The sequence below is a fragment of the Pedobacter sp. KBW06 genome (genome assembly GCF_003852525.1).
GTDB lineage: Bacteria > Bacteroidota > Bacteroidia > Sphingobacteriales > Sphingobacteriaceae > Pedobacter.
Genome location: NZ_QAJL01000001.1, coordinates 1,782,484 through 1,795,279 on the forward strand (window position 1 = coordinate 1,782,484; position 12,796 = coordinate 1,795,279).

11 protein-coding genes, 1 pseudogene and 1 riboswitch are annotated in these 12,796 nt (G+C 42.6%); of the genes and pseudogenes, 3 read left to right on the top strand and 9 right to left on the bottom strand.

All coding sequences use genetic code 11. The annotated features are described in order from the left end of the window. Positions 1-240: 240 nt before the first annotated feature. Positions 241-351, bottom strand: a riboswitch (SAM riboswitch). A 537-nt stretch (positions 352-888) separates the two neighbouring features. After that, a complete protein-coding gene (locus DBR43_RS07080; protein ID WP_124579219.1) occupies positions 889-1,908 on the bottom strand; it encodes a hypothetical protein in 1,020 nt (339 codons plus the stop codon). A 133-nt stretch (positions 1,909-2,041) separates the two neighbouring features. On the opposite strand from DBR43_RS07080, the gene DBR43_RS07085 reads away from it, so the two are divergent. Beyond that, positions 2,042-2,698: an HAD family hydrolase gene (locus DBR43_RS07085; protein WP_124579221.1), complete on the top strand. Its 657-nt coding sequence runs from the start codon at positions 2,042-2,044 to the stop codon at positions 2,696-2,698. Between the two features lie 55 nt (positions 2,699-2,753). Here the strand turns inward: DBR43_RS07085 and DBR43_RS07090 are convergent, their stop codons facing one another. From DBR43_RS07090 to DBR43_RS07110, 4 genes and pseudogenes are all read right to left on the bottom strand, one after another. Further along, positions 2,754-3,200 (bottom strand): DUF4822 domain-containing protein, encoded by a 447-nt coding sequence (locus tag DBR43_RS07090; protein ID WP_124579223.1) that lies wholly within the window; start codon positions 3,198-3,200, stop codon positions 2,754-2,756. Positions 3,201-3,275: 75 nt separating this feature from the next. Beyond that, positions 3,276-3,878: pseudogene (locus DBR43_RS33270) on the bottom strand (GrpB family protein). Positions 3,879-3,880: 2 nt separating this feature from the next. Beyond that, the gene (locus DBR43_RS07105) at positions 3,881-4,378 is read right to left on the bottom strand and encodes a hypothetical protein (RefSeq protein WP_124579229.1); all 498 of its coding nucleotides are present in this window, start codon (positions 4,376-4,378) and stop codon (positions 3,881-3,883) included. Then, positions 4,368-4,841 (bottom strand): RNA polymerase sigma factor, encoded by a 474-nt coding sequence (locus DBR43_RS07110; RefSeq protein ID WP_124579231.1) that lies wholly within the window; start codon positions 4,839-4,841, stop codon positions 4,368-4,370. Before DBR43_RS07110 ends, DBR43_RS07105 begins: the two co-directional genes overlap by 11 nt. 323 nt (positions 4,842-5,164) lie before the next feature. On the opposite strand from DBR43_RS07110, the gene DBR43_RS07115 reads away from it, so the two are divergent. Then, complete coding sequence (locus DBR43_RS07115; RefSeq protein WP_124579233.1) at positions 5,165-5,827, top strand: NAD-dependent epimerase/dehydratase family protein; 663 nt, start codon at positions 5,165-5,167, stop codon at positions 5,825-5,827. A gap of 135 nt (positions 5,828-5,962) precedes the next feature. Here DBR43_RS07115 and DBR43_RS07120 read toward each other — a convergent pair whose 3' ends face one another. Continuing rightward, positions 5,963-6,478, bottom strand: a complete 516-nt coding sequence (locus DBR43_RS07120) for an FKBP-type peptidyl-prolyl cis-trans isomerase (protein ID WP_124579235.1) — start codon at positions 6,476-6,478, stop codon at positions 5,963-5,965. Positions 6,479-6,512: 34 nt separating this feature from the next. Next, positions 6,513-7,496, bottom strand: a complete 984-nt coding sequence (locus DBR43_RS07125) for an NAD-dependent epimerase/dehydratase family protein (protein ID WP_124579237.1) — start codon at positions 7,494-7,496, stop codon at positions 6,513-6,515. A gap of 103 nt (positions 7,497-7,599) precedes the next feature. Here DBR43_RS07125 and DBR43_RS07130 point away from each other — a divergent pair, with 103 nt between their 5' ends. Next, complete coding sequence (locus DBR43_RS07130) at positions 7,600-9,624, top strand: M3 family metallopeptidase (protein WP_124579239.1); 2,025 nt, start codon at positions 7,600-7,602, stop codon at positions 9,622-9,624. A gap of 128 nt (positions 9,625-9,752) precedes the next feature. On the opposite strand, the gene DBR43_RS07135 is transcribed toward DBR43_RS07130, so the two are convergent. Both DBR43_RS07135 and DBR43_RS07140 read right to left on the bottom strand, forming a co-directional pair. After that, complete coding sequence (locus DBR43_RS07135) at positions 9,753-12,122, bottom strand: mechanosensitive ion channel family protein (RefSeq protein ID WP_124579240.1); 2,370 nt, start codon at positions 12,120-12,122, stop codon at positions 9,753-9,755. Positions 12,123-12,280: 158 nt separating this feature from the next. Continuing rightward, a complete protein-coding gene (locus DBR43_RS07140) occupies positions 12,281-12,664 on the bottom strand; it encodes a VOC family protein (RefSeq protein WP_124579242.1) in 384 nt (127 codons plus the stop codon). Positions 12,665-12,796: the final 132 nt, after the last annotated feature.

Consider the following 12,796-nt stretch of genomic DNA (forward strand, 5'->3'; position numbering starts at 1 on the left):
TTTAAATAAGTGTAAGAAATTTAGAATTTGGCAGGGCTAGATGCCGCAACAACACATGGGTATGGCCTTGCACATGTATTTTCCGGATACAGGAAGGTAAAAAGATTTAGCGCAATTGGTTTTGTCAGGAAGTAATTGTAGGTTCATATGCTCACATTTTAAGTTTAAGATGCGCCTGCATTTCCTTCTTTTTCCTGATGAGGTATGGCTTGATGAGCAGCAGCTTTATAGCTGTGAAACTGCTTATCTTATTCGCTGTTTGCGAATTGGAATTAGCACCTTTTACCGGGTCAACAGGTAGAGGTTGCTAAGACATCACAGGGCCATTCCCTCAGTCTTTCTGGATAAGTCGGAAGATTAAAGAAGCATCTTCGGCAGCAAATATACAAATAATCTACTAATCCTATAGGAATTAATAATAATTAATTATTTCTTTAAATCAATAACGCCAAATAAGGATAAAATCAGCCCTTAAACCAGGTTTGAGCTTTCTTCTGAGGCCTTCCCGCTTAGCATAAAATGTCAATCGCTGAGGAAACTATTGATATATTGTTTTCAATTATCCTGATTGTATAACGATTTTCAGTGGAGGTTGCCAGGGCCTTAACCGACCTGTAGCCTATTCAAAGCCTTACAGTATAAGCTTTAGAGTATCTATCTGGGAAACATAAATGGAACCGTAAAAAGTGTCGAAGAACAAGCAGCTCAGGAAAGATACATCATCTTAAAAACCAGGTTTGATAAGATTGAACCCAATTATCTAAGCCAGCAAAGAGACATTCATATGGCCCGGAAGGAAGAAGACAAAGCTTTTCGGAATCTGAAAGCAGAATACCTCTCTCTGAAGGAGCAATTAGCACATCTTCCCGGAGGTCCTGGTTAAAGATCTTAGGGCTGATCCTGCATATACTTTGTAAAAACGGGCTGAAAAGCAGCTAAAGTCTTTGGTTCTTTCTTGCTCAGCTTACCTTTATTATAGATCTCATAATAAGGGCTGGAACCTGCTGTCCAGTTAATTCCGGAAATGACCTTTCCCTGGGCATCGGTTTGCAAATAAGTTAAGACCTCCGCTGTTTCTTTAACGGCCCCGCTTTTATAAATCGCAAGGAGCGCCTCTTCTTTAGAAAAGAAATCCCCGAGATATTGAAAGACCAGATTCAGATCGGTTGTTTTTGGCAGGAATAAACTAAAAAAAAGCTTAGTGTTGATTTTATGTACATGTAAGGGCTCTACGGTCAGTTCTATGTTTTTACTTGCATTATAATAAGTAACACCGTCTTTTTTCATCCCCATAATCCTGCTGTTTGCCGGAAGCTTGTTCAAGTCAAAGGCGATCTGCTGATTGTAAAACAATGGTTTTCCCGAGGCCGACATTTCAGAGGTCAGGCGTTGGTCTTTATCATAGATTTTTATGTTGGATAGCGTATCTTCCAGATTGCGGATCAGAATCGTATCTGCCTTTTTTTCCAGGACAATCCGGTTGTAGTAATTCACCGCAAAAAGATCTACTGTAAAATGCTCCATTTTTCCCTGTTTCCAGTCTTTTACGGTTAATCCGCCTTCCAATTGAAAATATTCCGGCCCTTCCACGATTTTCCCGTCTTTATAAACTGACCTGGTATCCAGGAAATTCTTACCACCACCAATTCCTTCTTCCAGGCCGGATTTTGAATACTGATACCTGGCCTGGCCATTTTCATATTCATCCACGAGGTAAAGGTTTAATCCGGAGAGTACTGTTTTAAAAAAACCATTGAAAGGTTTCCCATCTTTATAAGTCCCGGAATACACTGCCGCCGGCTTACTGGTAATCACGAAGGAACTATCGGTTTCAGTTCTGTTTTCCTGATTTTGTGCATAAAGGAAGGAAGTCATCAGGCTTAGGATTAAGGTGAACGTTATTCTCATTTTCTACAATTGGTTAATCAATATTACCAATTAATTTAAACGTCCCTACCGGCTTATTGTTTGCCTGCGGCTCATTTATATTTACTCCCCTGTTTTATGATTCGCAAACCACCGACTTTGTTAACTTTGCCGGATGAATAAAGAAATTGCTGTGATTTTCGACATGGATGGCGTGATTGTCCATACCAATCCATTCCACTCCCTTGCTTTTCGTGATTTTTTCGCAATAAGGAATCTTGCCCCTACTGAAGCTGAATTTGCTCAGCACATGTTCGGAAAAAGCAACAGTTATATTTTCAGTCACTTTTTTAAGCGCCCGGTTCAGGGAGAAGAATTCCTGGAAATGGAACGGGAAAAAGAAGGTTTATTCCGAAAAATTTATGAGCCGCATGTTGAGCCAATTTCCGGTTTTCTTAAATTCATCTCGGACCTGGAAGCGCATCAGGTCAAACTTGGGGTCGCCACTTCTGCTCCTTCTGCGAATCTGGACCTGATCCTGAGCAAAATCGACCTTCGCGAAAAATTAGGCTCAATTCTGGCCAGTGAAGATGTGAAAAAACATAAGCCAGATCCGGAAGTTTACCTGAGTTCTGCACGCAACCTTGGTCTTTCGCCAGATCAATGCCTTGTTTTTGAAGATTCTTTTTCCGGAATATCTGCTGCCTTAAATGCAGGAATGCGCGTAGTAGGTGTACTGAGTTCCCATACCATTGAAGAACTTCCCAAATGCGATTTATACATAGACAATTACAACGAACTCAGTTACGATAAAATCATTGCATTATTTTAAAAGAAGGGAATAATCCCTTCTTTTTTATCTGTGTGGACTGGTGTTTTTGCTGTCTCTAGTTTGGAACATGTTCCACGTCTACCAGCTCCCCCTGAGGGTTGGTAATGCGGTAGGTAAAAAGACTTTTATTGAGCACCAGAACATCTACCACTCTTGAAAAAGAAGCTCCTGCGGCGGTCGTACCGATCAGCATTCTCTTTTTACCATCGGCAGTCAATGCCCATTGGCCTGAGCTTCTCAAGGCTCCGTCAAATCCTTTAATTTCAAAATCACCATTCACATTGTACTTTGCAATGCCCACATATCCGGCGTTCGCAGCCGTCACATCTTTCCCTGTCTGGTCCTTAACCGTAGTAGATTTCCAGGTCACCGAAGCTAAAATTTCTGAAGGGCTTGCCGCAGGTTGTTCGGGAGTTTTGTTCTCCTCTTTTTTACAGGAAGTGATGCCAAGCAAAAGCATGCAGCATACCATAAGTACCGGTTTTTTCATCATTAGGTTCATAATTTGTTTTTTAGTACCACAAAACTATGTTCCAAAGAGATGATGCAGATAGGACTGGTTACTGCATTAACAGCGCTAATTATCCGGTTGCTCTATTTTATTTTGTCCGGAGATGTCATTCAAATGGGTTTTATTAAATCCTGTCTTTTCGAGAACAGCAATTATAAAATCGGTTTTTCCATCTATATAACGATCGATATCATAAGGATATATTTCAGCAAGCGTAATCTTTAACCGGCCATATGCTGCTGCGCTTTCCGGATTTGCCCTCAGATAATCCCGGAATATTAAATGATTTTTTAAACCTATACTATCCTGCAGACAAACATACAGGTGATGCGCCGGCCAGACACTATTTTCAGCATCCAAAGGGGTGTATTCAGACGATCGTTTGAAGGCTTCTCTTCCGGGAATCCCCATTTCACCGACCTACAGGTATCCTCTTTTTTCGAGTATAGCTTTAATCTCTTCAAACCTGCTTTTATCCTGAATGATCAGATCCAGGTCAATTATCGGCTTTGCAGGAAGTCCGGGAACAGCAGTACTTCCAACATGCTCAATACCAATAATCAGATCTTCCAAATCCATTTTAAACAAACGGGCTAAGGCTTCGAAAGTTTGTGCCCAATTTTCTGTAAAGGGAACTACCTCAATCCGTTTTGGTTTAAAGTCAGTCATTTTTATTTGGTCCTTTTATTCTCCAGCTCTGTTTTCAGTTTTTCTATTTCTTCCTGGGTATGACGGTTTTCCAGATAATAGTAAATGGCAAAGGCAAGGAATATCTTTCCAAGCACAAAAACCGCAAGAAATACCCACCTCCATATTTTACGGATGCGCATATGTCCTGATTCGGCCTCTACTTCTATGAACTGTGCACTTTTCCCTGATTTGGAACCCCGGCTGTTTTCTTTAGGTTCATCACCTATCAAATATTCAAACTGAGGTGTTTTAACCAGTTCATTGATTCCGCCTTCAATTTTAGCCCAGGTATTTGGAGGTGGCGCAATGGCCATATGTTCTGCTATACGTTCCAGATCTGACTCCAGTTTAAAGATTGCGTCTTCAATCTGTGGATGTTGCGTTTTTAGGTACAGCAGCTCGTTCGCTTCCGCTTCAGAAGCAGAGCCTAATACATACGCTTCCAATATTCCGCTTTCTATGTATTCGTTAATTTTCACTACCTTTTCTCATTATAGCGAAAGCCTCTTTTAAAGCCTTCCGGGTTAAATCTTCTGTTTTATTTAGCGTTCTTGAAATGTCTGCAATTGTTCTTCCCTTATAATAAATATCGCAAAATACCTGTCTCTGCTCCTCAGTTAACTGTCTCAGTGCGCTATTTGGGGAATCAGATATTTTTAATCCGGTATTCAGGTTTGTATATCCGGGGCTGCCCGGGAAAGACAGGAGCTTTTGCCTTGCAAATTTCTGCAGTTGAGGCCAGCCGCTGATTCCGGTCCGGTTAACATCGTTAAAGCGAACGGACAGGTCACAAAAAACTTTAACCAGGTATTCTTCGGCTAGTTTACGGTCTTTTACAACCTCAAAAATATAGCCCAGCAACATGCCTGCATGTCTGTCATACAGACTCCGTATGCTTTCCGGCTGATGTTCTGTTAAGGTGTGAGGCGTAGTTTCGAGCATAGTATTACATCTTCTTCAAATGCGCCATTTGTTTTCAACAGATCCTTCGGGAAGGAAGGCGCTTTTTATAAAAATAAACAAAGTTCACAACATTCAGGAATAAATTTTCACAAAAAGCAGACGAACATTCCAATTGCGATTGAATTTTGCAATAAGGTCCCTGTGAGATGTCCGGCCCGGCTCAGCTTTATTCCGCTCAGTATTAATACGGTAATACAAAGGATCCGGAAAACTTTTTCCATATTTATCTGGTTATCATAAAACCCGTGGTCAGCTAAATTAGCCAATAAATAAAACACGCATCAAATCTAACATTACTCAACATGAAGACAGTAAAAGCCATTATTACAGGAACCACAGGAATGGTAGGCGAAGGCGTATTACACGAATGTTTAATCAATGATGCAGTCGAAGCCGTGTTGGTCATCAACAGGAAAGCCTGTGGCGTTCAGCATACCAAATTAAAAGAAATCATTCATGCAGATTTCTTCGATTTATCAGCTATTGAGGATCAGCTGGGCGGTTACAATGCTTGCTTTTTCTGCCTTGGTGTCTCCTCTGTAGGAATTAATGCGGAAGATTATTACCGCCTTACTTATACTTTAACGATGCATGTTGCAGAAACACTGTCCCGGTTAAATCCGGAGATGACTTTTAACTACATTTCAGGTGCAGGAACGGATAGTACAGAAAAGGGGCGCTCCAACTGGGCCAGAGTGAAAGGGAAAACAGAAAATGACCTGATGAAACTTCCTTTCGGAAAGGTTTTCGCCTTTCGTCCGGGGTTTATCAAACCTACAAAGGGCTTAAAGTACATACAACCTTACTATAAATATATCGGCTGGCTTTACCCGATAGGACGCAGCCTGTATCCAAACGGTTTTTGCACTCTCAGAGAAATAGGACTGGCCATGATCCATACGGTAACAAAGGGATCGGCTAAAAAGATCCTCGAGGGAAAAGACATCATTCAGCTTGCCCGCTAAGGCGAAGCCTCTCCTCCTGCAATCCGGCCTCCAGGTTCAGGGCCCGGAAAAACTGATATTTATAAAAAAACCTGCAATAAATTCAACAATTGAATTCATTGCAGGTTCCGCTATATTAAGATTCGATGCGTCTCTTTAGTTTACATTGGTCAGGCTGATGGTAAAATCAAGATTTGCATTCGCAGGAACTGGCCCTACTGCTGCTGTTCCGTAGCAAAAAACAGAAGGAATCAAAAGTCTGATTTTTCCTCCTTTTTGAATTTTAGGAACACCAACCATCCAGCCCGGAATTAAGTCACCCAGCCGAAAGGTTCTTACCCCTCCTTTTGTGCTGTCGAAAATCGTACCGTCCAACAATTTACCTTCGTAATCGATGGTAATGTTTGAACATAAGGTAAAATGATACGTACCGGTACCGGGTGCTAAAATCTGATAAAACACACCATTTTCATCCTTTTTCACATTAGGAATGTTGTTGTCAACTACAAATTTACGAATTGCAGTAGTGTCCAGCTGAAACTGGGCCATTGCACTCGCAGACAGTGGGAATTTTGGTATTTCACCAGAACATTCAACCGCTTTGTCTTTCGAACAGGCTGCAAAGCATCCGGCTATGCAAACCAATAATAAAAGGTGTTTTAATTTAGTCATGTTCACAAATATATCATATATATTGTTTTTTTCATCAATCTACCGGATAAGGCCCTTCAGAAAATGATTGCGCATGATATCCTTTTGACCCGACCAACTTCGCCAGCGGACTTTGCAAGTCATTTCCCTGCTTCAGCAGCTCCAGAAGATGGCTGAAATCATATTTTGGTTCCCAGCCCAAGGCTGCCCTCGCTTTTTCGTTCACATATACCCGATCAATTTCGGCCAGCATTTCCCAGTTTTGGCCTTCATATACTTTCTGAAAATCAGGAAAATATTTGCTGACCACCTGCCTTGCATTCGTTCTTAGCGCGGCTAAATCTTCCGGTAAAAACGGAGAAGTGGCAGAGATGATGTATTTACCAAAGCCCAGATCCTGTGCCTTTTCCGCTGCAAGAAGCTGTGCCTGAACCACATCCTCCAGTTCCACCCGGCGAAAGAGAAATTCATTTGTTTTGAGGTTTTCCCCGGAAAAAGCAGTTCTCTTTCCTTTTTCATCATCGTCTTCCGGAAAAAACCGGGATGTCCGCAGCACGATACAAGGCAAAGCATACTTTCTGTAAAACAACTGACACAGCTCTTCTGCTGCCAGTTTTGTAATGCCATAGATGTTTTTAGGGACCGGGACCAATGCTTCCGTTACCCAGACGGCCGGACTCCCTGCAGGAGCAGACATGGCCTCCCCAAATACGCTGGTGGTACTGGTAAAAATAAAACGCTTTACCCCTGCGGCCAGCGATTCCTGAAGCAGGTTTAAAGTTCCGCTGATATTGGTGTCAATAAATTGCTGCAGGTCGTGGGTAGCCACATGTGGTTTATGTAAGGTAGCGGTATGAAAAACAGTCTCTACCCCTTCCATGCAATCCTTCACAAAAGAGCGGTCGGTGATCGAGCCAACATGACTGGTAAAAGGAGATTTGGTCAGGTCTAAACCAATTACCTCATGGTTCAATTCTTTTAATCTCCTCGCCATTGCTTCCCCAAGATGTCCGGAACTTCCGGTTACTAAAACTTTCATATCATTCTGTTTAAAATATCTCCTGAACTACTACAAATTTACAACCTTCCGCTCAGGTAAAATTTCCTACTTTTATAAAAGACTTAACACTTATTCATAAAAAATGAAACGAATATCTTACTTACCAATAATGGCTTTACTTGCAATAACCAGTGCCTGTAACCAGCCGAAATCCTCCTCCGGGGGAACAGAGGAAAGCATCTCTCCTTCCAATCCATTTTTAAACGCCAGTAAACTTCCATTCCAGGCACCGGCTTTTGACCAGATCAAAGACAGTGATTTTAAACCTGCTATTGAAGAAGGAATGAAACAGCAACAGGCTGAAATATCGAAAATTACGGATCAGACGGAGCCTGCCACCTTCGAAAACACCATATTGGCGATTGAAAAGAGCGGGCAATTACTGGGCCGTGTAAACCGCGTCTTTGGTTTGCTTACCGGTGCCAATACCAATCCGGACCTCCAGAAAGTACAGGAAGAAGAAGCACCGAAACTGACGGCAAACAATGATGCCATTTACCTGAACACCAAACTCTTCAAACGGGTAGAAAGCGTTTATCAGGAGCGTGCTAAATTAAAATTAGATCCGGAATCGCTCCGTTTGGTAGAATATTATTATCAGAAATTTGAATTGGCGGGCGCCAAGTTATCCGAAGGCGATAAGGAAAAACTGAAAGAACTGAATAAGGAAGAATCTTCGCTTTCCACCAAATTCAGCACTCAGTTACTGGCGGCAGGTAAGGACCTGGTCAATACGACACAGCAGCCTGCCCTTCAGGGTATGGAAAACCGCCCTGCCCGCCAGGAGCTTTTTCATGCTTCCTGGAACCGTGCAGAAAAAGGTGATGCCAATGATACCCGAAAGGTGATTTCCAGAATTGCACAAATCCGTGCAGCGCAGGCGCAACTGTTAGGATTTAAGAACTATGCCGCCTGGAAACTTCAGGATCAGATGGCTAAAACTCCGGAAGCTGTTGAAGCTTTCTTCCAGCAACTTGTGCCGGCAGCAACGGCGAAAGCAAGAGCCGAAGCCAAGGACATTCAAGCCCTGATCGACGAGCGAAGCGGAGGATTTAAACTAATGCCGTGGGACTGGACCTTTTATGCAGAGCAGGTTAGAAAAGCAAAATACGACCTCGATGAGAATCAGGTAAAACCTTATTTTGAGCTCAATAAAGTATTGGAAAACGGGGTATTCTATGCAGCTACGCAATTGTATGGCATTACTTTCAAAGAGCGGAAAGATCTTCCGGTCTATCAGAAAGATGTACGCGTATTTGATGTGATGGACAAGGATGGCAGTCAGATTGGATTGTTCTATGGTGATTATTTCAAAAGAGACAACAAAAATGGTGGCGCATGGATGGACAATATGGTTCCTCAATCCAAGCTGATGGGTACAAAACCGGTCATTTATAATGTATGTAACTTTACCAAGCCTGCTGCCGGACAACCTGCACTGATCAGTTTTGATGATGTGATTACCATGTTTCATGAATTCGGACATGGCCTGCATGGCCTCTTTGCCAATCAGCAATATGTAAGCCTTTCGGGCACCAATGTTGCACGCGATTATGTGGAATTCCCTTCTCAGTTCAATGAACACTGGGCTTCAGATCCTAAGATCCTGAAGAACTACGCAGTCCATTATAAAACAGGGGAAGCGATGCCACTGTCACTCTTAGATAAAATCAAGAAAGCAAGTTCATTTAACCAGGGCTATGAATTTACAGAAGCCCTTGCGGCCGCAGCTCTGGATATGCAATGGCATACCCTTCCCGCAAGCGCGCCCTTACAGGACGTAGATAAATTTGAAACGGATGCCTTAAGGAAAACCCACCTGAACCTATCGGAAGTTCCTCCGCGTTACCGCTCCAGCTATTTTTTACACATCTGGAGTAACGGATATGCTGCTGGTTATTATGCTTACAGCTGGACCTCTATGCTGGAAAACGATGCTTTCTCCTGGTTTCAGGAAAACGGTGGGTTATCAAGGGTCAACGGACAACGTTTCCGCGATATGATCTTATCCAAAGGAAACACAGAAGACCTTGGAAAGATGTTTTTTAATTTCCGCGGTCATCAACCGGATATTAAGCCAATGCTGGTTAAACGTGGATTGCTTTAATCCATTTTTCCGGGAATAAAACAGGATCTCCCGGCCAAGAAAATACAATGCCCCAAAATTCAAACAATTTTGGGGCATTTTTGTGAATAGAAAACATAGTATGAAATTAAAAAAACAGCAACACAGGCTTAACTCAAAGGCCTGATCTGCAATTGAATTCCGGCCGCTGCCAATGCCTTTTTAACATCAATCATTGCCGCAGAGCGAACCCCACCTCCAACTGCCAGGTCTCCAACCCATAACAGGATCCTTACGCTGATCGCATATTCTCCAAAATCCTGCACAATCACCACAGGTTCGGGAGCAGGCAGGACGTTCTCATTTTTTTTCAGTGTCTCTTTGATCAGCAGGATGACCGAATCCAGGTCACTGCTATAAGGCACTCCAATGATAAATTCTACCCTTTTACTTCTGTCCTGCATGGTCCAGTTGATCAGGTGTTGTGAAAGCAAATCTCCATTGGGAACGATAATATCTGCCCCTTCTGCATTGTGGATCTTGCTGGAACGGACACCAATCTCTTTAACCACACCGGATTTATTTCCAATTTCGATCTGATCCCCAATTTGTATAGGGCGTTCAAAAGCCAGGATAATCCCCGAAACCAGGTTGTTCACGATATTCTGCAAGCCAAAACCGATCCCCACACCAAGGGCACCAAGCATGATGGAAAGCCGGTCTATCGGGATTCCTGCGGCAGCTACCGCGATGAGAAAACCAACCGTCCATATGGCCAGGCGGATGAGCAGCATCATTGAATTTAAGCCGCTTCTTTTACCTCCTGCTGTTGCCTTTTCGTGTCCAAAGAAGAAACTGATAAAACTGGAAATGAGTGAAGAGAACCAGATGATACAAAAGAAAATTCCTATACTGGCAAAAGTAAACTGGTAACGCCCAATGCTTCTGGACTCCTGAAGGAAATCTGCCGAAAGGCGGAGCATCAGGTCGTAAAGCGTTAGGTTTCTGATCAGTCCGATCGTCCAGATGATGCTGGCCAGAATCCACAGGGTTCGCTGAAAGCGATGCTGTAACTCCCTGAAATTGATAAAATCTGAAAAACGACTGGACTGGTAAGCCTCGGTTTGAAGGTAAATTGCTTCCAGCACCATGGTACAAAAGACTTTTAAGGAAATCCCAAGCATCAGGCATTGGATCGCACTCACTCCGAAAATTTTAGCAAGAGACAATCGCCCCGACAAGTTAAACAAGATCGAAAGCGCGACCTGAGCCAGCGTAAAAATGATCAGCGCTTTGGTAACCGGAGATTCTTCAATTTTCACAAAGAAAGCGGTTCTCCTCCGAATCATATCCACGCAGAGCAGGAACAGCAGAACCCCGGCAATAAACAGTCCCCAGCGCTCACCAAAAGAGCTGTCCAGGAGGATGTCGTCGATCGCATAGAAGAACCAGATCAGCACCAGGCCAATCCATAGATATTTGGATGATCCGTTTAAAAAAGGAAACAGTAAAAAGCAGATGGCAATGATCCGAAAGGCCTCAATGGCATGTAATAAGGACATTGTTGGATTGCCAAATAGTAAAGGAGCATAAGTGAGCAAACCCATTACCGAACCGATGATCACACTCCGTTTCAGAAAGTTAACCTGCAGCAACACACTTTCTACTTCCTCCTGCTTTTTGATTCTTCGCATATTGGACATCAGCCAGGCAGTGATAAAAATAAAGATCAGCAAGGCAAGGGTGGTCAGGTGACCTTTGCCGGCAAGGTAAATGGAAATGATCTTTCCGGAACGCTCAAAGGCATTCAGAATCGTCTCTCCAAAAGACTGTTTGTACTTTTCGGCTTTGAGCTTAAATAAGGGGGCCTCCTCTCTGGAGAACATACTTATCTTTTTAGAGATCGACAAATAGTTCATATTTGAGGAAAGGTCGTTCAGCTGCAACAGATTAATTGACAACCTGTTTCTTAATAAATTAACACGGGACAGCATCCTCCGCTGCAAGGTATCCAGGCTCCTCCCGTCTTTGACCATACTGTTCAGCTGCTCATTCAGAACAGAATCAGGAATAATTACATTCAGATCCGGATCCGCAAGTATTTTCCTGACTTCAATATTGCTCTTACTGAGCTGGTCTCCATAAGAAACGAGTATTTTTTTATAGTTCAGTAAATTGTCGGATTGCTCTTTCAAAAGAATCACCGCGCTGTTTAAGCTCCGCAGGTTCATCTTCTGTCCCTGGGTTTCAAACCTCTTTTTAAAGGTTTTCAATTTCGTTTCTATTTCTGCCAGCGGCGTTTCGATCACACTGAAATCAAAGCCGATCCTGATGATGAAATTATTCTTATCAATAGCCAGGGTATAGGTCTCCACTTTATTGACCAGCAAAGGAATTTCAGATTCCGTAACCACATGTTTTGGCTTTTTCTGCGCAGTTTGTTGTTTATTCTGGGCAAAAGAAAACTGAAAACCAGCCAATAAACAAAGGAATATCAAAAATATCCGGAAATTCTTGCCGTAAGAACGCGTTAAAACCATATGATTCAATCAATTTAGATCAGAGAAAATACCTTTAGCAGTATTTATGCCAAGTATTAAGTACAGGATCAGCTCAGGTCATTTCCTGCTTCAGGATTTCAGATACAAGATATGATTTGGATTCGAATGCGCTGTAGAAATTTTAAACATAGCACAGATCAGGGTTTTTCAGGACCGGTATATTTTACGATATCAATGGCGATTCCATTTGGATCTGTAATCGCAAAATGGCGGTCGCCCCAGGGTTCATTCCGGATCTCGACCTTGATCTCCACTTTTTTCTTTTTCAGCTCCTCATAGATCAGGTCCACATCTTCCACTTCAATCGTGAGGTACATCCCCTGCCCCTGAAAAACCGGCTGGAATAATGGCTGCTGAGAGGCATGTCCGGGAAGTAAAAAACTCAGCTCCGCTTGTTTCCCCGGCGTATGAAGAAGGAGGTAAAAATCATTCTCAAAGCTGACTCCAAATCCGAGAATGTCGGTGTAAAATGTTTTTGTTTCGGCGAGTTTACTGGTAACAATTCCTGCGTTTAATTTCATTTTCTGTTGTTTTTTAAGCTGTTGTGCACTAGATAATCCTGGCTGAAAGCAGCAACACAGGAGCATAACAAATGGGATCAATACTCTTTTCATAATGGCTGATATTGACCACAAATCTAATCCCCTGAAGAA

What these genes read in the sequence shown, in the direction of transcription:
- DBR43_RS07080 (WP_124579219.1), bottom strand. Translation starts at nt 1,908, where the DNA reads ATGAGAATAACGTTCACCTTAATCCTAAGCCTGATGACTTCCTTCCTT.
- DBR43_RS07085 (WP_124579221.1), top strand. Translation starts at nt 2,042, where the DNA reads ATGAATAAAGAAATTGCTGTGATTTTCGACATGGATGGCGTGATTGTC.
- DBR43_RS07090 (WP_124579223.1), bottom strand. Translation starts at nt 3,200, where the DNA reads ATGAACCTAATGATGAAAAAACCGGTACTTATGGTATGCTGCATGCTT.
- DBR43_RS07110 (WP_124579231.1), bottom strand. Translation starts at nt 4,841, where the DNA reads ATGCTCGAAACTACGCCTCACACCTTAACAGAACATCAGCCGGAAAGC.
- DBR43_RS07115 (WP_124579233.1), top strand. Translation starts at nt 5,165, where the DNA reads ATGAAGACAGTAAAAGCCATTATTACAGGAACCACAGGAATGGTAGGC.
- DBR43_RS07120 (WP_124579235.1), bottom strand. Translation starts at nt 6,478, where the DNA reads ATGACTAAATTAAAACACCTTTTATTATTGGTTTGCATAGCCGGATGC.
- DBR43_RS07125 (WP_124579237.1), bottom strand. Translation starts at nt 7,496, where the DNA reads ATGAAAGTTTTAGTAACCGGAAGTTCCGGACATCTTGGGGAAGCAATG.
- DBR43_RS07130 (WP_124579239.1), top strand. Translation starts at nt 7,600, where the DNA reads ATGAAACGAATATCTTACTTACCAATAATGGCTTTACTTGCAATAACC.
- DBR43_RS07135 (WP_124579240.1), bottom strand. Translation starts at nt 12,122, where the DNA reads ATGGTTTTAACGCGTTCTTACGGCAAGAATTTCCGGATATTTTTGATA.
- DBR43_RS07140 (WP_124579242.1), bottom strand. Translation starts at nt 12,664, where the DNA reads ATGAAATTAAACGCAGGAATTGTTACCAGTAAACTCGCCGAAACAAAA.